At 61.3% G+C, this 19944-nt stretch carries 10 protein-coding genes; 1 reads left to right on the top strand and 9 read right to left on the bottom strand.

Features of this window, described 5'->3' with window-relative positions; translation table 11 throughout:
* Positions 1-42 precede the first annotated feature (42 nt).
* The gene (locus J7382_RS14180; RefSeq protein ID WP_209069683.1) at positions 43-555 is read left to right on the top strand and encodes a serine acetyltransferase; all 513 of its coding nucleotides are present in this window, start codon (positions 43-45) and stop codon (positions 553-555) included.
* Positions 556-573: 18 nt separating this feature from the next.
* Here the strand turns inward: J7382_RS14180 and J7382_RS14175 are convergent, their stop codons facing one another.
* The 9 genes from J7382_RS14175 to J7382_RS14135 all read right to left on the bottom strand — a co-directional run bounded on the left by J7382_RS14175 (position 574) and on the right by J7382_RS14135 (position 19934).
* Complete coding sequence (locus tag J7382_RS14175; protein WP_209069682.1) at positions 574-2091, bottom strand: hypothetical protein; 1518 nt, start codon at positions 2089-2091, stop codon at positions 574-576.
* Positions 2092-2221: 130 nt separating this feature from the next.
* The gene (locus J7382_RS14170) at positions 2222-2881 is read right to left on the bottom strand and encodes a sugar transferase (protein WP_247745030.1); all 660 of its coding nucleotides are present in this window, start codon (positions 2879-2881) and stop codon (positions 2222-2224) included.
* 520 nt (positions 2882-3401) lie between these two features.
* Complete coding sequence (locus J7382_RS14165) at positions 3402-4673, bottom strand: Wzz/FepE/Etk N-terminal domain-containing protein (protein ID WP_209069680.1); 1272 nt, start codon at positions 4671-4673, stop codon at positions 3402-3404.
* Between the two features lie 74 nt (positions 4674-4747).
* Positions 4748-5479, bottom strand: coding sequence for a 4'-phosphopantetheinyl transferase superfamily protein (locus J7382_RS14160; protein WP_209069679.1), 732 nt, complete (start codon positions 5477-5479; stop codon positions 4748-4750).
* Complete coding sequence (locus J7382_RS14155) at positions 5476-10137, bottom strand: MupA/Atu3671 family FMN-dependent luciferase-like monooxygenase (protein WP_247745016.1); 4662 nt, start codon at positions 10135-10137, stop codon at positions 5476-5478. Before J7382_RS14155 ends, J7382_RS14160 begins: the two co-directional genes overlap by 4 nt.
* Positions 10134-11144, bottom strand: coding sequence for a glycosyltransferase family 2 protein (locus tag J7382_RS14150; RefSeq protein WP_209069678.1), 1011 nt, complete (start codon positions 11142-11144; stop codon positions 10134-10136). Before J7382_RS14150 ends, J7382_RS14155 begins: the two co-directional genes overlap by 4 nt.
* Positions 11141-17662 (bottom strand): SDR family NAD(P)-dependent oxidoreductase, encoded by a 6522-nt coding sequence (locus tag J7382_RS14145; protein ID WP_348540035.1) that lies wholly within the window; start codon positions 17660-17662, stop codon positions 11141-11143. Before J7382_RS14145 ends, J7382_RS14150 begins: the two co-directional genes overlap by 4 nt.
* Positions 17663-17745: 83 nt before the next feature.
* Positions 17746-19113, bottom strand: coding sequence for an oligosaccharide flippase family protein (locus J7382_RS14140; protein ID WP_209069677.1), 1368 nt, complete (start codon positions 19111-19113; stop codon positions 17746-17748).
* Positions 19110-19934, bottom strand: coding sequence for a glycosyltransferase (locus J7382_RS14135; protein ID WP_209069676.1), 825 nt, complete (start codon positions 19932-19934; stop codon positions 19110-19112). The genes J7382_RS14140 and J7382_RS14135 overlap by 4 nt, the downstream gene beginning before the upstream one ends.
* Positions 19935-19944: the final 10 nt, after the last annotated feature.

Raw genomic sequence — 19944 nt, 5'->3', positions numbered from 1 at the left:
AGCGCAGGTGCCCGTTCTGTGACTGTTTGGAGGTGTCTTACCGTGCAAAAAGAAGCCAGTGTTTCTGCCACCATCCCGGATTGGACACGGGAAGTGCCTCAGCGATTCTGGGACGCGGGCCCCAAGCTGTTGCGGGCGCTGCGCCGCTACCAGGCGGCACAGGCCAAGGGCGGGCTTTGGGGCACGCTTGCGTCAAAATACTGGGTTCTGGTGCATCGCTTCTGGTCGTTGGTCACTCAATCGGAGCTACATCTCAATATGGAGATTGCAGGCGGCCTGCGGCTGCCCCATCCCACCGGCATCATCGTGCACCCTGCGGCGCGTATCGGTGTGAATTGCCAACTGATGCATCAAGTGACGCTGGCGGGTGCCGTGGTGCTTGAAGGGCATGTGGACGTCGGTGCAGGTGCCAAGCTGATTGGGCCACTCATTGTGGGTCAGGATGCAGAGATCGGCGCCAATGCTGTTGTCACCGCCGATGTGCCCGCCGGGGCCGTGATGGGCGGCGTGCCGGCACGCATTCTGAAGATGAAACCGGGATATCCCACCCTCTGAGCCGCCCTACAGCAGGTCTTATAACACGTGGCGGTTGCGCGGGTCCGCCTCTGCGGGGGGCTGTGTGACATCGGCATGCGCACTCTCGGAGGGTGGCACCGTGTCTTCCCCCTTGCGCAGCCGCGCCATCAGTTCCGCATGACCCAGAAGCGTGCCAGCAATCAGCCATGTGGTCGGTGTCAGCGTGGCGTTGGGCAGCATGTCGACCAGATTGAAGCCCAGCATCACCGCCAGAGGCCCAAGGTAAGGCGACAGCGTTCTGTGCGGCATCTCCTGTGCCTGCGTGCCCTCGGTGAAGGCAAAGGAGGTGCCCTTGTGGAAGCTGTCCTGATCCGCCTGATGGCGCAGCCGCAATTCGCGCGCCACGAGGAAAATCGGCAGCGACATCAGGCCAAACTGTGCGATGTATCCAAACCAGCCCCAGACCCCCATCACAATGATCCAGAACCCATCGGTCACCGTTGTGATCAGGCCCGTGGTTGGGTCATGCAGGTGGTTGCGCCCCCATATGCCCCAACCAAACAGCGGCTTGCGCAGGGCGCGCTCCAGCAGGACATCCTCATTCTCCAGTCGGAAATTCAGCGATTGCGCCCGATCCGCACTCACCGCTTCTGCGCGGGATAGAATAAGCTCTGTTGGCACGAGATCGGCGGATTTCAGCACCGGATAGCTGAGTGTCACAAGCGCGAGCAGGGCAGCAATACGTACCTGTGCGCGACTGGACAGCAGCAGAATCACCACACCTGCAAGCGTGGCATAAATCAGCGTCGCCAGCGTTTTGCACAGCACGAGCACAACAGCAAAATAAAGCGCCGCCAGTAAGTATTTGGCCCGGCTTGTGCCGCTGTCACCCCGCCACAACGCCAATGTGGCCAAGAGCGCCGTGAGTACAAAATACGCCAGCCAGATCCCATGATAGAGGAACACCATCGGGCGATAGCCACCCCCGCGAATGGTCTGGGAAAACAGGTGCTGATAATAGCCATAGACCCAATTGTTCAATTGCGGACTGAGCCGGACCTCAAGCAGGATTGGCACAGAATAGGCCAGCCCCGCAATCATCAGCGCCACCAGAAGATCACGCTGGTCCTGTGCCGTGGTCAACAAGGCCCGCGCCATCAGAAAGCCGATCACAAGGATGAACCGATTGATGGGCTGGGCTATGGCATCTTGTAGATAGAGCCCGCGAATATAGGTCTCGGTGAAAATCAGAGGCTCGCCATTGGTGAATACCGTGGCAATCGGACAGAGCACAAAAACCGCCAGCAATACCCGCGCCAATGTGTGATCGGGCAAAAGTTTGGGGCGCTGTGGCAGCACAAAGAAAACCGCGATCAATATGGCAACATTGGGCAGGCTGGTCTTGTCCAGCGCAGGCATCAGCGGAAAGTCAAATTCCGCAGGTGGCGGGGGCAACAGTAGATAGGCCCCCAGCAAGGACCAGATCAATGCGCGCCCGGGTGGCAGGCTGATAAAAAGGCGCCAGATCACCACGGGCCAAAGCAGCAGCATCAAAGTGGCAAGCGCATTGGGCATTTTGAGAGCTGTCTTCCTGGGTTGTCTGCCGCATTGGGCGACGTTGAAAGGGCGAAAACCCTACACGCGCGCTGCAATTATAGCGCGCGAGTCCAAATCTGTCAGCTATGGCCGCGTCTCAAAACCCGGCTCACATGCCGGTGCCAGCGGTGACCACAGCAACCGTGCGCAGCACGATGCTTGCATCGGTGCGCAGAGACAGCGCGCGGTCATAATTGCTGTCATGAATGGCCCGTTCGGCAAAGCTGCATTCGTTGCGCTCGGAAATCTGCCAAAAGCCAGTGATACCGGGACGCATCTCAAAATAGGCTGTGCCGGGATAGAGTGCGACCTGCTGTGGCATCATCGGGCGCGGGCCGACCACAGACATGGTTCCAAGCAACACGTTCAGGAACTGCGGCAACTCATCCAGCGAGGTCTTGCGAATGACGCGCCCGATCCGTGTGATCCGTGGGTCATGGGTCAGCTTCTGCTTCTCATTCCATTCCAGCCGCGCCGCTGGATTGGCGCGCAGATACGCCTCCAGCTTACGCTCCGCATCGGGCACCATTGAGCGCAGCTTGAACATCTTGAAACGCTTCCCGTTCTTGCCCACGCGTTCTTGGCTGTAGAAAGGGGAATGCCCATCTGTTGCGATCAAAATCGCCAAAACAGTCACGATAAGCGTCACCGGCAGCGCGATGGTCATCACAAAAAGCACATCAAAGACCCGCTTGAACACACTGCGGTACAAACCACGGCGCGGAGGCGAAACCTCAAAGCCCTGTGCAAAATTGTCGCGCGAAAACATCGCCATTACAAATCCCCATTACCCTACTCAGATGGGCATCATCGAACGCGCAAAGTCACTGTCATCGTGGTCGCTCAAAACCGCGATGTTGCTCTCGTGATCGTCCTGACGGAAAAGCACCCCGGCAGCAGGGGCCGATCTCAGTGATCTTTGCGATGTAGTCCTTTGATGCTCCTTACAAAGAAGCGCCCACCCAAGAACACACTTTAGTCACAATTTTTCAGAAATCCACATTAACTTTTGGATAGGTTTTGATAAGGTTTTGAAATTGAATGATTTTTGTGAATTTTGAAAATTAGAAATGTTTTGTCTTGGTTAAGATTGTGTCTATTCGGATAGGGGCAAACTAGTCTTTTGGAAACGATTTTAGCCCTCTGAATTCATTGTTTCCGCAAAGCCGCAAGTCGGGTTTTCCACAGTGAGTCGATTTCCTGCCAAAGGGCAGGAGTGATTCGGCGAAAACGCGCTGGTTTTGGCTTGTTTCGTCGAAAAATAGGCAGTTTTCTGTCTGGGACTGAACCTAGCGGCTGAGGTTCAATATGGCTGCGGCCAGCCCGCCGAAAACCGCCACAAGCGCGCCGACCTTAAGGATGCGGCGCACAATACGCGCGCGGCGTTTTGTGGGGGTTTCAAGAACCGGGATCGCTGCCACCGCGCGCAGACGCAGTTGCCGTTCCAGCTGGCTGCGGGTGTAAATCACCGGGCTGCGCAGCTCCATCAGGAACACAAGGCTCAATGCGGCCACCACGCTGAGCAGACCTCCCATCGCCAGCGTGCGCTTGCGGGAAGGGGCAATGGGCCAATCCGGCGGCAGCGCTTTTTCCAATACCGTGAAACTGTCAGATTGCTGGTTGGCCTCCAGCATCTGTAACATCTCCGCCTCCGCCTTGCCGACGGTGATGGCCTGATATTGTTCTTCCAGTTTCACCAATTGGCGTTGCAGACGATTGGCCTGTTGTTCGATGCGCGGCATGTCGGCGATTGCGCTTTCGATTTCCGCAATCTCGATCTGATAGAGTTCGCTTTCTTCTTGCAGCCGCCGCAGCCGTTGCGCCCGTATGGAAGTGCCGCTGGTTGGGGTGCCTGCATTGTCCAAAATCTGACGCTGCACCTCCAGTTCGATCTGCTGCAGATCCACCAACCGGGTGCGCAGCGCTTCAACGCCGCCGGGCAACAGCACAGCATTCTCGCGTTTGTAATTTGCAATCTGTTGTTCCAGTGCCGCAATCGCGCCTTCAATGCGGCGCTCTTCGCCATCAAAGAAACTCAGGGTTTCCGCAACCCGCGCTGTGCGCCGTTTCTCTTCCTGTTCCAGCACATTGTTGACCAGTTCATTGGCCACATTCGCCGCCAGCACCGGATCGGTTGTGCGCACGGTCACCAAAAGTGCCGAGGGGCTGATGTCCTGACGCCAGCGGAATTCCGGGTTGGTGATATGCACCACCCGCGCGGCACGGCGCAGCAGATCAACCTTTTGCATGTCGCTGAGCGGCGCATCGCTGTAGAGGCCGAATTTCTCGATAATCGTTAGCAGATTGTCACGCGCCATGACGCGCTGCTCCACAATCTGAAGCTTTTGCAGCATGTCTGCATTCAGAGACCCTGGCGAAGTTGTGCCGGTCTGAATGGAGGGCTGTTCGATCTGTATGGTGGCGGAGGTTTCATATTCACGCGGCAGGCTCAGCACATAGGCAAGCGAAAGCAGGAGGCCGGCGGCAATAACGCTGGCCCACAGGAAAAACCTCCTGCGCAGCATGCTCAGCACTTCGCCAATCGTCTGGATTTTATCCATACCCGTCCTCAAACACTGCTACGGCGCGACTCACACCCACGCTCTTATCATGGGACTATCGCCAGACAATGTGGTCATCGCGTGGCGCAAACGGGGAAATTGGCGTTTTCCATACCCGCCCGCGCCCCAAGCGCCACAGTGGCCACCACATGCGTTGCGGTGGTTTGGCAGTGTCCATGGATCTCAGTGTCCGCAGAGATCGCCTGCACAGGCTCAGTGAAACGCGCTGAAAATCTGCCATCGTGGGGGCGCAACGTGATCTGCAACACATCAAAGCCAAACAGGGCCCCGGTCAGCGGAAACTGCGCCTTAAATACGGCCTCTTTGGCACAAAAAATCTGTCGTGCCAGCAGGCCCCGTTGCGAGGCCGGGTGCTCTGACAACCACGCCAATTCTTCGGGCCGACAGATTTCCGGGATCAAGTCTTCGGGCAGCGGCGTATTCGGTTCTACGTCCACCCCCAACGCATGCACGACCTCAAGAAGGCCAACAACGGCAAGACAGCTGCTGGCGTCATGGCTGATCGACCCGGTGAGCCCTTCGGGCCAGAGCGGCGTGCGATCCGCTTGTGCGGGCAGGGGCTGTGCGCCCCAGCCCAGCTCTGCCATGGCTTGGCGCGCGGCCAGCCGCCCAGCGGCAAATTCCAGACGCCGCTTGGGCACGGCTTTGGCCACTGCCGCCGCTTCTTGTGGCCAAAGCGGCGCATCTTTCGTGGTGGGATCCGCCACTGCAACAGCAACCCCTTCGGGCAGACAGGCTTCGGTCTGTGCCTTCAGTGCGGTCAAATGGTCGGCTTCTCGGCTCACGTGCTCCGCGTCCGCCGCCTTGCGCGCATGGCGCGCCGTTTGCTGATGGTTTCCGCACGGTTTGTGGCCTGTGCGCTGACCTCTTCGGCGGCGCGCGCCTCCGGGGCATCGTCAGGCTTCGGAGGGCCCACCAGCGCCTCAACACGCCCGGCCAGCGCGCCCAAAGTGGGGAAGCGGAACACATCGGTGATCGACAGCTTCTCTGCCCCGCTGCGCCTGCGGATATCGCGATGGGCCTGCACCGCCAAAAGACTGTGCCCGCCCAGATCAAAGAAATTGTCCCCCAATGAGACATCCCGCACGCCCAGCACCTCGGCCCAGACTTCGGCGATCAGTCTGGTCATATCCCCGCCGCTGGCAACCGGCGCAACCTCCTGTGGCGCGGCTTTGGGCGTGGAGAGCTTGCGGCTTTCTTCCGGCGCAGGCAGGGCCTTGCGGTCGACCTTTTTATTGGGGGTCAGCGGGAAACTGTTCAGCGTGACATAGTGCTGGGGCCGCATGAAGGCAGGCAGCTGCGCACGCAGGGCGGCCCGCAGCTCCGCTTCGGCGGGCACATCCCCGCGCAGATAGGCCACCAGCCGCACATCACCGGGGCTGTCTTCACGCGCCATCACCACGGCCTGCGCCACTCCCCCGATCTCTTCCAGACGGGTTTCAATCTCGCCCAGTTCAATCCGGTAGCCGCGCAGCTTTACCTGATGGTCCACACGCCCCAGAAAATCCAGCGCACCATCATCGCGCCAACGCACCAGATCTCCGGTGCGATAGAGCCGCCCCGTGCCAAAGGGTGCCTCAATGAACCGCTCAGCCGTCAAGGCATCGCGCCGCCAATAGCCGCGCGTCACACCTGCGCCGCCAATCAACAGCTCTCCGGCCACCCCCACCGGCACCGGCTCCAGCGCGTCATCCACAACATAGACCTGCGTATTGGCAATGGGCGTACCGATCTGGACCACGCCCTCGCGCGCATCCGCCAGCGCCGTGGTGGACCAGATCGTGGTCTCTGTCGGGCCGTACATATTCTGCACCTGCGCATCCGTGGCGGCGTTCAGATCCGCCACCAAGGTTCCCGAAAGCGCCTCGCCTCCCACCATAAGCTGCTTGACCGCGCCAAGCGCAAACCGCGCTTCTTCATTGTCGCTCAACAGCCGCGCCATCGACGGGGTGCATTGCAGATGGCTCACCCCGTGGCGGATCATCTGCGCCGCGATTGATACATCCTCGGGGTCCAGCTCCCCGCCCTCATTGGCCCGCCGCAGAACCTCTGCCAGCGGTTTCAGCCCGTCAAGCACCGTGGCGCTGTCGATGCCGTAATCAATCAGACAGGCAATCTCTGTCACCCCAATGCGCTTGACCTGCTCCACCCGGTCCAGCGCATCCTCCACCGTGCCAAACAGGCCGCTGTCCTCAAAATAGCGCTGAAAGGCAAAATCCAGAATGCCTTCAAGCTCCTCTTCGCTCAGGCTGCCCAGATCCAGCTCAAAGGCGTTGTTCACCCCTTCGGGCTTCTTGAACGCCGGAAAGGCCCAGGCGTAGCTTTTGATCAACCCGGCCGCAGAGCGCAGGTAATCTTTCATCGGCTCCCGCGCGATCTCACGCGCAGTGTCGCGATCCTCTGCCAGAAAGGAATGCAGCATCAGCGTGACAGTGAAATCCTTGGGGTCATGCCCGGCTGCGCGCAGCGCATCGTGATAAAGTGCGATCTTCTCGCCGACCTCTTCCACGCTTTGCCCCAACAAATGTGTCAGCACATGGCAGCCATTGCGCCCCGCCTCTTTCCAGGTCTCCGGATTACCCGCCGTGGTCACCCACAGCGGCAGCTCTTTGGACACCGGGCGTGGCTGTGTCAGCACCGGATGCAGGCTGCCGTCTTTCTTGGGGAAAGGCACCTCCTCTCCACGCCACAGACGGCGCAGATCTTCCATCTGCGCAAACATCGCCGTTTTATTCGCAGGCGGCGTGTTTTCCGGTCGCAGGATAAAATCATCCGGTTGCCAGCCGCTGGCAATCGCCAGGCCAGCCCGCCCATTGGTCAGATTGTCAATCACCGCCCATTCTTCGGCAATGCGCGCGGTGTGATGCAGCGGTGAGACACAGGAGCCGGCCCGCACCCCAATCTGCTTGGTCACCGCCGCCACGGCGGCCCCGGTCACCGAAGGGTTGGGATAGGGCCCGCCAAAGGCGTGGAAATGCCGCTCTGGCGTCCAGACCGCGCAGAACCCATGCGCATCGGCAAATTTGGCCCCCTCCAGCAGAAGCTCATATTTCTTGCTGCCCTGCCCATCATCATTGCCCCAGTAATAGAGCGAGAAATCCATACCACCAGCCGCCGCAGGCAACCGCCCATTGGAAATCTGCGTGCTGGTCTCATCGCCTGACAGCACCAGCTTGAAACCCCGCGACAGGGTCCAGAAGAGTTCGAGCACTGAAATATCAAACGACAGCGAGGTGATCGCCATCCATGTGTCCCCGGCCTGATGCGGCACGCGGGTATCCATCCCTGCAAAGAAATTGGCCACATTGCCATGGGTGACCATCACACCCTTGGGCGTGCCGGTAGAGCCGGAGGTGTAGATCAGATAGGCGAGATCCGCGCCGGTGGTGAGGGGATCTGGCGCGGCACTGGGCGCTGAGCCAAGTCGCGCGTCCCGGTCCAGTTCAAGCAGCTGCGCGTCATGCGCGGGCAGCTCTCCTGCCAAAGCCGCCTGTGTCACGATCACGGCACAGCCGCTGTCGCTTAGGTAATGCGCCAGACGCTCCGCAGGGTAGCTCGGGTCCATCGGCACATAAGCCCCCCCGGCTTTCAGGATCGCGAGCGCCGCCACCACCAGATCGGGAGAGCGCCGCAGGCAAAGACCCACAAGCGCGCCCCGCGTCACGCCCATATCGCGCAGCACATGCGCGGTGCGATTGGCGCGCGCATTGAGTTCAGCATAGCTCAGGCTATCATGCCCAAAGATCAGAGCAGGCGCGTCCGGCGTTTTAACAACCTGCGCCTCAAACTGCGCCGCCATGGTGGCATCCGCTTCAAAAGGCGCTTCTGTGGCATTCCAGTGGGTGAGCACCTCTGTGCGCTCTGCCTCCGGCAAAACCGCAATGTCTTTCACATGGGTTTTGGTGGTGATCTCCTCACAGACAAGCGTCAGACGCGCAGCCAGACGATCTGCATGATCCGGCGTAATCCGCGCCGCATCATAATGCAGCACCGCACCAGAGACCCCAATGGCAACGGTCAGGGCCGCGCCCTCGATAGGGGCGGCGATGGCGCCCATGCTGACGGCCAGATCCGGTATGGTCAGTGGCGTCAGATTTGGATCCCGGGCAATCAGATCGCTGGCAAAACTGCCTTGGCGCTCAACATCATCACAGCGCGCAGACATGGCCGCATGGGCGTCTGCCACCGTGCCCTGCAACAGCTCTGCCCCAAGGCGCAAAGGCACCCAGGGCGACAGAAGGCCCGCAGCCTGCGGATGTGTCGCACCACGATAGGCGACGTCACACACCTCCGGAAGGCCCGACCGCAGCGCCCAGAGGGCCACCGCGGTCAGGATACGCTTGGAGGGGGTTTCGGAAATCTTCAGCGGTACCTGCTGCATGTCTGTAAGCTCGCCACCGTCCCGGATCAACGGCAGGCTGGCGGGCACATACTCTGCCAGCCGCGCCCGCCAGTGGGCCTCGGCCTTGGCAATACCTGTCATGGTGGCGCTGAGGCTCTCCGTGGCGGCTTTGTCCAGCAAGGGCAGGCGTTCACCGGCGCGGATCACCTGATCCGCCGTCACGGCCACACCGTTGGCATCGGTCAATCCACCCAGCACCACAGCACCCCGGCCACAGGCCACGGTGACCTGCTGATCGGACACCTGCAGAACCGCACCGGGCTCCCCATGCCCAGCACTCTCCGCCACAGCTGCGGTGTTTGTCAGCAGAACCCGCCCGGCGGCGACAAATTTGGGGGCCCAAAGCGGGTTGAAATAGCTGCCATGATCCAGCGCCCGGATCAGCGCCACCACCTCCTGTGCATCATGGCGAAAGTCCAGCCGTGCGGCCCCGGCAGGGCGTTGGGCGCGGCTGTAGTAACTGCGTTGACTGAAATCTTGCGCCCGACAGTCTGGCAAGCCCTCGCCAAGCGCGCGGATCACCTCCGGAAAACTGTCGATAGCGGCGGCATAACATTTGGTGTTCAGCGTCAGAGCGGTATCATTCTGGCTGACATCAAACATACGCTGCACGACAATCTCGCCGGTGTCCGCGCCACTTTCCATCTTATGCCAGGTGATGCCGTGGCGGGGTTCCTGATGAAGCCGCGCCCAGACCGGGGCATTGACGCCCGCATAGCGCGGCAGTGGGCCATCATGAAAATTCACCGCACCTTTGGCAGGCAGTTTCAGCAAGGCATCCGGGAGCATGTCAAGATTGGCCACACTCAACAGCCAGTCAAACCGCGCGCCCAGCAATTCTCCTGCAATATCGGCATCTGATGAAATCACCCGCAGGCCCTGATCCTGCGCCCAGAGGGTCAGCTCAGGCGCGCGAGTCACCACGGCGATCAACTCATGCCCCATGTCCTGCCACAGGGTGGCGCATTGGATCAGCAGGCTTTCATTGCCGATCATCACCGCAGACATCGGCGCGGTTTGGCTGAAGGTATCAAGGCTCATGATTTTGCCTCCTTGCGTAGGGGCACTGTCGGTGTTTGGGGGGATGCAGGGGGTGTCCGCTGCACCAGCACGCTCAGATAATGGCGTGTCATGTCCCAGCCAAACAGATGCGGATCCTGCGCCGGTTTGCGCCCGATGAGACGCCGCAACTGCCAGAGCAGATGCCCGACAAGATGCGCCAGCGTTGCCAGCGCAGCGGTGAGACGCCCATGGTTTTTGCGGAAGTAATAGAGGCGGCTGTCCAGCCAATACTGGGGAATACGCCGCCACTGTTTCATGCCGGTGGAGACAGAGCCAATGTGGGTCACTGCGCTGCTGCGCACATAATCGGTGTGCCATCCGGCGCGCTGGGCGCGCAGGCAGAGATCGGTTTCCTCAAAATACAGGAAGAAGCGCTCATCAAACAGGCCGATCTCTTCGAGCACCGCGCGCCGTATCATCATCGAGGCCCCGGCCAGCCAATCCACCCGCGTGGTTTCCGCAGGGATGGGCAGAGGCACGATATGACGATGCAGCAGTCGGCTGATCAACCCGATCCGCGCCGCGCCTTCCAGCGCTCCCCAGATCGAGGGAAAGCGAAAGGCGGTCAGATGCGGTGTGCCGTCTTCGCCATGAATATAAGATCCCGCAAAGCCACAGGTGGGGGTATGGGTCAGGTGATCCATCAGGGCGCGCAGACTGCCCGCATCGGGGAAGGCATCAGAGTTGAGGATATAGACAAAGTCAAAATCCCGCTGCGCCAGCCCGTGACGGATGCCAAAATTATTGCCCGCGCCAAAGCCGCCATTGTGGCCGGATTGCACAACCTCCACAGGCGTGCCTGCCCAGTCAGTCTCAGCTATGGCGGCCGTCATCTGCTCAAAGGAGCCATCCCCGCTGTCATTATCGACAATGACGATCTGCCCGTCGATCCCGGCCATTTCCCGCGCGGCCGCCTCCGCCGCTTTCAGGGTCATCTGTGGCGTGCGCCAGTTCAAAATCACGGTGAGAAGAGTGGGGGCGCTCATTCTGCGGCCTCCTGATGCGGGGGCTGTGCGGACTTGGCCTCCGCCGCGACAATCGCCTTTTTCATCCGCGTGGCCAGCACCCGCACATTGGGCTCCAAAACCATGCTGTCATGATCGCCGGGCACCTCAAAGACCGCCACATCAGGCACCCATTGCCGCCAGTCGTTGTCGTGAAACACATAGGCCCGATCCGCATCCACCAGACGGCCATCTCCCATATCCCATTTGCCTTGCAGCGGCGGGCGGAAGAGTACCAGATTGCCCTGCCAGGGCCGCATCGGATAGCGCGCCACAGCGCGCAAAAACGCCGCTTCGATCTCGGCGTCATGGAACTGCTGCCCCTGCGCCGCACCCTCTGTGGCCGCCGCAGGCCGCCGCTTCTGGATCTCCCAGGCCATGCGGTTCTTCGCCCAGATCAGCGGATAGGCCACACCTTTGGATTTGAGCTCCTGCATCTGAATGCGCATCCGGTCCTGCCGTGACAGCGGGCGGCGCACCGGCAGCGGCGTGTCCAGCAGGGCCACCAAGGCCACCACATCGCCCTGTGCCTCCAACTGATGAGCGATCTCATAGGCGGTGATGCCGCCTCCGGAGAAGCCGCCAAGCAGATAAGGCCCTTCTGGCTGCACCTGTTTGATCTCTGCGATATAGTCTGTTGCGGCCTGCACCAGATCGTCATGCGGCGTGGCATCGCCAAAAAGCCCGCGTGCCTGCAGGCCATAAAAGGGCCGGTCCGCCCCAATCAGATGGGCCAGATGGCGCAGGTTGAGCACATTGCCAAACATGCCCGCCACAAGGAAAAACGGCCTGCGCGCGCCGCCTTCGCCTTGGTGCATCGGCACCAGATGGGTGAACCGGCTGCCCCGCGCAGCAGGGGCGAGCGCGCCTGTTTCAGACGCCCCGCCGTCCGGCGCGACGCCTTCACCCGGCGCGGTCTGGCCTTGGCCAGACGGGGCATCCCCCACCCGATCCGCGATCAGGGCCGCGCAGCTTTCAATGGTGGGCGCTTCAAACAGCACCGAAATCGGGAACTCCACCGCCCAGGCTTTTTTGACCATGGCAAACAGGCGCACCGCAATCAGACTGTGGCCTCCCAGATCAAAGAAACTGTCGCGGATGCCCACTTGCGCCACACCCAGAAGCTCCTGCCAGAAGCCCGCCAGCACACGCTGAATATCCGTTTCCGGCGCAACATAATCCGTCTCAAGCTCGGGCCGCTCAAAGCTCTGAGAGGGGCCGGCCTGTGTTTCCGGTCCCACCGCGCTCTGGGTGATCAGCGCGGGCAGATTCAGCGAGGAAATCACCACCACAGGTCGCTCTGTGCGCAACGCCGCCTCAAACAAGGCCGCACCCTCCGATGGTGGGATCCCCTGTGACAGATTATGCGCCAGTCGCGTTTCAGCGGCCGACAGCGGGACCTGTGCTCCGCCCCCCTCAAAGGTCACTTCGGACCGGCTCAGCGGTTGCGCTCTGGTAAAACCCGCTGCGCTTGTCACCTGCCGCAGCGACAGACCTTCCACCGTGACGCAAATCTGCCCATCCGCCCCACTCAGCCAAACGTCAAACCGTGCCGTTCCCTCGGCACTGCTGCCTGCGATGAGGCGCACATGGCTGAACACCTCCTCTGGCAGAGCATGATGACGGGTCATACGACCATAGCCCACAGGCACCCAAAGATGCCCCTGCGCATAGCCGGGGATCAGATCCATCGCCCAGCCGGTGGCAATGTCCAATAGGCCCGGATGCAGCTGCAGCCCATCGGCTTGCGCGGCGCTGTCCAATGACAGCCGTGCGAGCCCCTCGCCGGTGCCAAGCGCCGTTTCACGCAATACCTGCCAGCGTGGCCCAAACCGCATATGCGCCTCCTGCGGGGCGGCCAATGCGCTGCCAAAACCGTTTTGCTGTATCGGGCAGCGGTCCTTGATCTCTGCCAGCCTCAAAGGCGCGGCAGGCATCTGTGGCGCGGGGCACATCCGCGCCTCTGCATGAGTCTGCCATCCCGCCTGACCCTCAAACGGCACCGCGCTCTGCACCTGCAGATGATAGCCCTCCTCAGAGCGGATCATGCGCAGCCTCAGCCGCGCCTCCGCGTGCTCTGCCACATGCAGGGGGCGCAAAAATACCAGATCCTGGAGGGCAAAAGGTGCGGTTTCCCCTTGAGCTTTGAGCGCCTCATAGGCCAGCGCAATATAGCCCGTGCCGGGCATCACTGCATCCCCATCCCGGGTGCGATGCTCATTCAAAAGCCAATCCGTCGCCGTCAGACGACTGAGGAAGATGCGATTGCCTGCGCCATCAAACCCGGCCTCCTGCAAGAGGGGCGCATCAATCTCTGTGGTCGCAGTGTCCTGCCCATGGCCCTGCCGCGCTGCCACAGCCTCGGCCGCCATGCCAACCTCTGCCCACAGGCCCCAATTGATGGCACAGACGCGGGTCTTGCCACCCTGCCGCGCCTGCGCGTAGGCGTTCAGATAGGCATTGGCCGCCACATAGTCGATCTGCCCCGCCGGGGCCGTCGCCGTGGAGGAGGAGGCAAACAGCACCAGCCAATCCAGCGCCCCATCCGGGAACAGCTGCGCCAGCACCTCTGTGCCATGTAACTTGGGGGCCAGAACGTCATCAATTGTGGCGGAGGTCTTGCTCAGAAGCGGACCATCCTCAATCACACCTGCGGCATGCACCACGCCATCCACGCGGCCAAAAGTGGCGCGGGCCTGTGCCACAGCCTCTGTCATCTCATCAAGGTTGCAGACGTCTGCTGCCAGCGGGAGCACCTGCCCCCCAAGGCTTTCCAGCCGTTCTATGGCGCGGATACGCTGTGCGATCCGGTCCTGTGGCGCGTGGCTCTGCAGATGGCGCGCCCAATCTGCGCGCGGCGGCAATGCCTCCCGCGCCAGCAATACCACATTGGCCCCGGCGTCCCGGATCATCCGCTCTGCCAGCGTCAGACCAATGCCGCCAAATCCCCCTGTGATCAGATAGGTCCCCCCCTCTTTCCAGACGGGCATCTGTGCGGTGTCTTGTGCGGTGTCTGGGGCAGGCGCCTCCAGCGTCACCTTGCGATAGCCCCGCTCAAACCGCTTCTCGCCGCGCCATGCTGCGAGGGGTGCTTGGGCGGGCGTTTCGGGGCGGGCAAAAACCTCTTCAAGAAGTTTGACCACCAGCGCATCGCGCGATTTGCGTGTGGGCGGCTCCACATCCAGCAGGGAACAGCGCACCCCGGGCAATTCGCGCCCAATCACCTGTACCGCCCCCAAAACAGTCGCCTTCTCCGGATAGGGCAGCGGCTCTTTGCGGGTCTGAACCGCACCGGATGTGACCGTGGTGATGTGCAGCGGCGTGGGCAGGTTTTCACTGCTCACCGCTTGGGCGAGGAAAAAGAGGCTCATAAGCCCCTGTTCCTGATTGCGGTGGAAAAAACTGGATCCGGGGCGATGGCGTTCGTCTTCGGTCAGAAGCCACAGATGCAGGATGCGATCGGGAACGCGGCCCTGGCGCATCAGACTCTGGATCAGGGCGTCATAGCCGTCCCGCCCCCGCTCTGGTGCCAGCGCATAGCTGTCAGGCCCAAGTTCCGCAAAGGCATCTGATGTGGTGACAGTCACCACATCCTGACCAGCCTCGCGCAGGCGCGCGGCCAGCGCCGCACCCGTGCCCCAGGGATCAAGAAAAATCAGCCAGCTGTGTGGATCCGCCGTGGCCAGATCGGTCTCCACATCGATCTCACAGGCGGCCAATTTTGGGGTCCAGACCGGGGCATAACTCCAGTCGGCCGTGTCCGGCAGCCGCATCAACAGGTCATCAGGGCGGTCAACCCTGTCTTGGCCGGGTTCGATGAAATACCGGCTGCGCTGAAAGGCATAAGAGGGCAGAACAACCTTCTGTCGCGGCACATCCCCCCAATATTGGTCAAAATCCACCGCCACACCGCAGGCCCAGAGCTGCCCCAGAACGGTGAGAAAATAGGCATCATCTGCGATGTCATCGTCGCTGTGACGCAGGGCAGAGAGCACCTTGTCTGCTTTCACCTGCCCATGCATTTTGACCAATGAGGACAGCGCTTTGCCTGGCCCCACTTCGAGGTAAACCCGCCCGCTTTCCTGCGCGAGCGTGGTGATGTTGTCGGCAAACAGCACCGTATTGCGCAGATGGGCCACCCAATACTCAGGATCCGTCGCCTCACTATCCAGCAACATGGCCCCAGAGCGGTTGGAGAGGATCGGCAGGCGCGGCGGGTGCAGGTCTATGCTGCGCAGATAGTCGCCAAAGCGGCCTAAAATTGGCTCCAGCATGCGCGAATGCGCGGCGATATTGATCGGCACACGCTGGGTCTCGATCTCCTGCGCGGCCAGCGTCGTCGCCAGAGCCTCAAGCGCCGCATCCGGCCCCGACACCACCGTCAGCGCAGGCGCATTCACCGAGGCAATGTCCAGCGTCTCATCCAGATGGGGTGTCACCTCGCTCAGCGGCAAAGGAATGGAGAGCATCCCGCCTGCCGGCACCGTGTCAAACAGCTGCCCGCGCAGCTGCACCAGCCCCAGACACTCCTCAAAGGACATCACCCCCGCCAGACAGGCGGCGGTGTTTTCTCCCATAGAATGCCCCACCAGCGCCGCAGGGGTCACCCCCCAGCTCATCCAGAGCTGCGCCAGTGCATATTCCACCATCATGATCAGTGGCAGCTGCAAACTTGGCTGTTTCAGACGCTCCTGCGCCTGCGCAACAGCCTCCCCTTCCGCCAGCCAGAGCGCGCGCAGCTCTTCGCCGCCTTTGCCCGCCAGATGGGCAAAACCGCGCTCCATCCACTCTTCAAACACCGGTTCGGTTTCAAACAGATCCCGCCCCATGCCGACATATTGCGCGCCGCCACCAGGGAACATGAAGATCACCTCGGGCGCTGCGGCTTCTGCCGTATGGGTGAAGACACGCCGCGCATGGCCGCTCTCCAGATACTCCGCCGCCGCCGCATGGCTGTCCGCCACCACCACACGCCGCTTTTCAAAGGCGCGCCGACCGGTCAGTAGCGTATGCGCCACATCCGCCAGGGGTTGCTCCGGGTGGGCCCTCAAATGTGCTGCCAGATTGTTCGCATTGGCCTCCAGCGCCTTTTGCGTCCGCCCTGAGACGGCAATCAGTTGAAACGGCCAGTCGCTGGCCTGGCTGGCCGCCCGTTGCGGGGCCTCATCCACGATCACATGCGCATTGGTGCCGCCCACCCCAAGGCTGTTGACGCCAGCCCGGCGCGGCCCTTTGCGCGCCTCCCAAGGGCGCAGCGCCGCGTTCACCGCAAAAGGGCTGGCGGCAAAATCGATTGCCGGATTGGGTTTTTCAAAGCCCAATGAGGGCGGCATTTCTTTGTGATGCAGCGCCAGCGCGGTCTTGATCAGGCTCGCCGCTCCTGCGGCAGTGTCCAGATGGCCGATGTTGGTTTTCACCGAGCCAATCCGGCAAAACCCCGTCTCCTGCGTGGTTTCGCGATAGGCTTCGGTCAGGGCCGCCACCTCAATCGGATCGCCCAGATAGGTGCCGGTGCCATGGCACTCCACATAGTCCACCGTGTCCGCGCGCGCCTCTGCGAGGGCCAGCGCATCCGCCACCGCCGCAGCCTGCCCCCCCACCGAAGGGGCGAGATACCCGGCTTTGTCCGCGCCATCATTGTTGACCGCCGATCCCTTGATCACCGCCCAGATATGATCGCCATCCGCCACTGCATCCGCCAGCCGGCGCAGCACCACCACGCCCGCACCAGAGCCAAACACCGTGCCCTGCGCGCGGTGGTCAAACGCGTGACAGGCACCATCAGGAGACAGGATTTCACCGTCTTCAAACACATAGCCTCGCCCATGCGGCAATTCGATGGTCACGCCGCCCGCAAGCGCCATGTCACATTCGCCATTCAACAACGCCTGCGCCCCATAATGCACAGCCACCAGAGAGGTAGAACAGGCGGTCTGCACCCCAAGGCTCGGTCCCTTGAGATCCAGAATATGGCTCAGACGGGTGGTCAGGAAATCCTTGTCATTGCCGGTGTGGCGCAACAGGAACATGCCGGTGCTATCCACAAGATCGCGGTTTGAACAAATGTTGAAGTAAAAATAGCTGCCCATGCCACAGCCGCCGAAAACCCCAATCGGGCCCTCAAAACGCTCCGGCATATGGCCCGCATTTTCCAGTGCCTCCCAGCTCACTTCAAGAAACTGACGATGCTGCGGATCCATGATTGCCGCCTCTTTGGGCGAGAGCCCAAAAAACTCCGCATCAAAATCGGCAAACCCATCCAGCATGGCGGCGGCAGGCACATAGTTGCGATGGGCCATCTTGGCGCGGCTTTCGCCCTGGGCAAGCAGCTCCTCTTCGGTGAGGTGGCGGATGGATCTGATGCCCTGCCTCAGATTGTGCCAATACTGTTCAATCCCGGACGCGCCCGGCAAATGGGCGGCCATGCCTACAATCGCAATATCGGTTTCACTGATCTGCTGATTCAACGGCTCACTCACCACATCTACCTGTTTTTTCACTATACACTGTTCCCCTGAATGGATCGGGGAGTCTTTCACCTGTCTTAAGGATAAAATCCCAAAGGTCCGCGAGGAAGGTCAAATCAGGGCAAATTAAGGGCAGAAAGCCTCTCTATGGCGTCGAAATGTAGCCAAAAGGCGAGGCCTGCCAGCATAAGCCCTGCCAACCAGAATGTCGCGTCATGGCGCGCATCCCATGCCGCATGTCGCCGCGCCAGCCAGACCACCGCCGGATAGGCCAGCCCCATGGCGATCCCTTGCCCCACAAGCGCACCAATCAGGCCAAACTGCATCGCCCCCCAGATCAGGCCCCCCATCATCAGCGCGGCGCGGATTGTGGTCAGGATGAAAAACCCCCGGCTGTCGCCCGCAGCAAGCGCGGCCTGATCATAGGTGATCGCCACCATCTGCGGGATCTGCATCAGAGCCAGTAAAACAACCACGCCACCTGCGAGCGCGTAGCGGGGATCATACAACATCTCAACAAGCCATACCCCCAAAAGCGCGGCAGCAGACAGAAGCACAAACAGCCCCGCGCTCAGCAGAAGGCGCATTTTATGCAGCGCTGCGCGATGTGCCTCACTCTCGCCGGGGGGCTTTTCCCGATAGACCGGAATGAGCAGCCGCCGCACCATCATTCCCCCCAGAAGCAGCGGGAAAGATGCCAGAAAATAGCCGATGTTATACACCCCAAGGGCCTCAAGGCTCAGATGTTTGCCCAGCACGATCTTATCGCCCTGCGACAGCAAGAACCCCGCCGCAGTGGAGAGGAAAATCCATTTGCCAAAATGGATCAGCTCACGCGCGGCAGTGCCCTCCCAGCGCAGCCTGTTGGACGCACCGGGTAGAAACAGCTGATACAGCAGCAGTTGCAGCACCACCGCTGTCACCGCGTTGGCCACCAGCGCCCAGACCGATCCAGTGGTCCAGGCCACAAGCACGCCCACAAAAAGGCCAATGCTCTGCGCGATCAGATCAATCGCTGTCACCCGGCCAAGCGCCAGATGCCGGTTTGCCAGATCATGTTTGGTGGGAAACAGCCCCATCACCAACAGCGTCACCCCAACCACCGGCAAAATCTGTGCCAGGTCCGGAGCGTCATAGAAGGCCGCTGCCGGCGTTGCGAGCGCACAGGTCAACAGCATCAAAAGCGCGCCGCGTATGACCTGAATGGTCCAGGCCGTGTTGAGAAAATCCTGCTCTTCGCCCCGTTTGCTTTGCAGGATGGATTGGCTCACGCCCATATCGCTCAGATTGTTGAGCCCCTGCAAAAACACCCATACAAGGCTCATCACCCCAAAGGCTTCGGGGAAAAGCAACCGCGTGAGGATCAGATTGGAGGCCAGCCGCAAGGCCTGTGATCCGCCATATCCCAATATGGTGAGCCCGCCACTGCGCAGCGCCCGCGCGGCCAGTGAATTGCCTGACCTCACCTGACGAAGGCGGCTCATCTGCCCCGCTCCCAGTCGGTGCTCTGCTGCGGGCGCAGCTTCACGGCCACTGCCACGCCTGCATAGACGGCAAAGCCCAAAGGATCGCGCAGGGCCATGGTCAGTTTTTTCAGTGGCGAGAGCGTGACCTTATCGTCGTTCTGCAACAGATCGGGATAGGTCGCGGCCACCTCTGCCACCCCGGCATTCTGACGCCGCCGTACTTTCACCAGCGCGCCAAACCCCTCCACCAGCGGCCAGTCATACCCGGCGCGCACGCCAATCCGTTCTGTTGGGGAGAACTGGAGGCGCACAAAGGTGTCATCGGAAATAATGCCGGGAAAGGCACCCCAGCGCGCGCGGCCTGCGGCGTTGACCGCAAAAAGCCCGGCGCCGGGCACACCGTGGGTGATGAAGGGCACTTGTGCATAAATGCGCGCGTAAGCGCGTGTGGCCCAGCTTTGCGCCGCCGCGAGCCGCAGTTGGCCGCTGGCATAGCGGGGCGTTTCTGAGGAGAGCGCGGTTGCAATTTGGCCTAGCAGGGCGGCATCCACGATCACATCCGCATCCAGATAGGCCCGTGTGTCATAGGTGGCGGAGGCCTCGGCGGCGTTGAGCGCGCCCATTTTGCCCAAAGCAGGCAGCTCCAGCACCTCCAGTGTCCAGCCTTTTTGTCGCGCGGTCTCGGCAAAGCCCCGCGCCAGTGTGGCTGTCTCATCCACACAGCCATTGGCTGCCACCACAATCTGTGCCTGCTCCAGCCCCTCTGAGGCCAGCACAGCCGACAGGCAGGCGCCAATATGCGCGCCTTCATTGTTGGCGGGAATGAGGATGCTCAGCACCGTGCAGGGG

Source organism: Shimia sp. R11_0, assembly GCF_017744035.1.
Lineage (GTDB): Bacteria > Pseudomonadota > Alphaproteobacteria > Rhodobacterales > Rhodobacteraceae > Shimia > Shimia marina.
The sequence above is the reverse complement of the archived record's forward strand: the minus strand, read 5'-3'. Positions and strand labels throughout refer to the sequence as shown.

Bases quoted from the DNA above. Each gene is read 5' to 3' on its own strand.
- J7382_RS14175 (WP_209069682.1), bottom strand. From the start codon at position 2,091: ATGCCCAATGCGCTTGCCACTTTGATGCTGCTGCTTTGGCCCGTGGTG.
- J7382_RS14170 (WP_247745030.1), bottom strand. From the start codon at position 2,881: ATGTTTTCGCGCGACAATTTTGCACAGGGCTTTGAGGTTTCGCCTCCG.
- J7382_RS14165 (WP_209069680.1), bottom strand. From the start codon at position 4,673: ATGGATAAAATCCAGACGATTGGCGAAGTGCTGAGCATGCTGCGCAGG.
- J7382_RS14155 (WP_247745016.1), bottom strand. From the start codon at position 10,137: ATGAGCCTTGATACCTTCAGCCAAACCGCGCCGATGTCTGCGGTGATG.
- J7382_RS14150 (WP_209069678.1), bottom strand. From the start codon at position 11,144: ATGAGCGCCCCCACTCTTCTCACCGTGATTTTGAACTGGCGCACGCCA.
- J7382_RS14140 (WP_209069677.1), bottom strand. From the start codon at position 19,113: ATGAGCCGCCTTCGTCAGGTGAGGTCAGGCAATTCACTGGCCGCGCGG.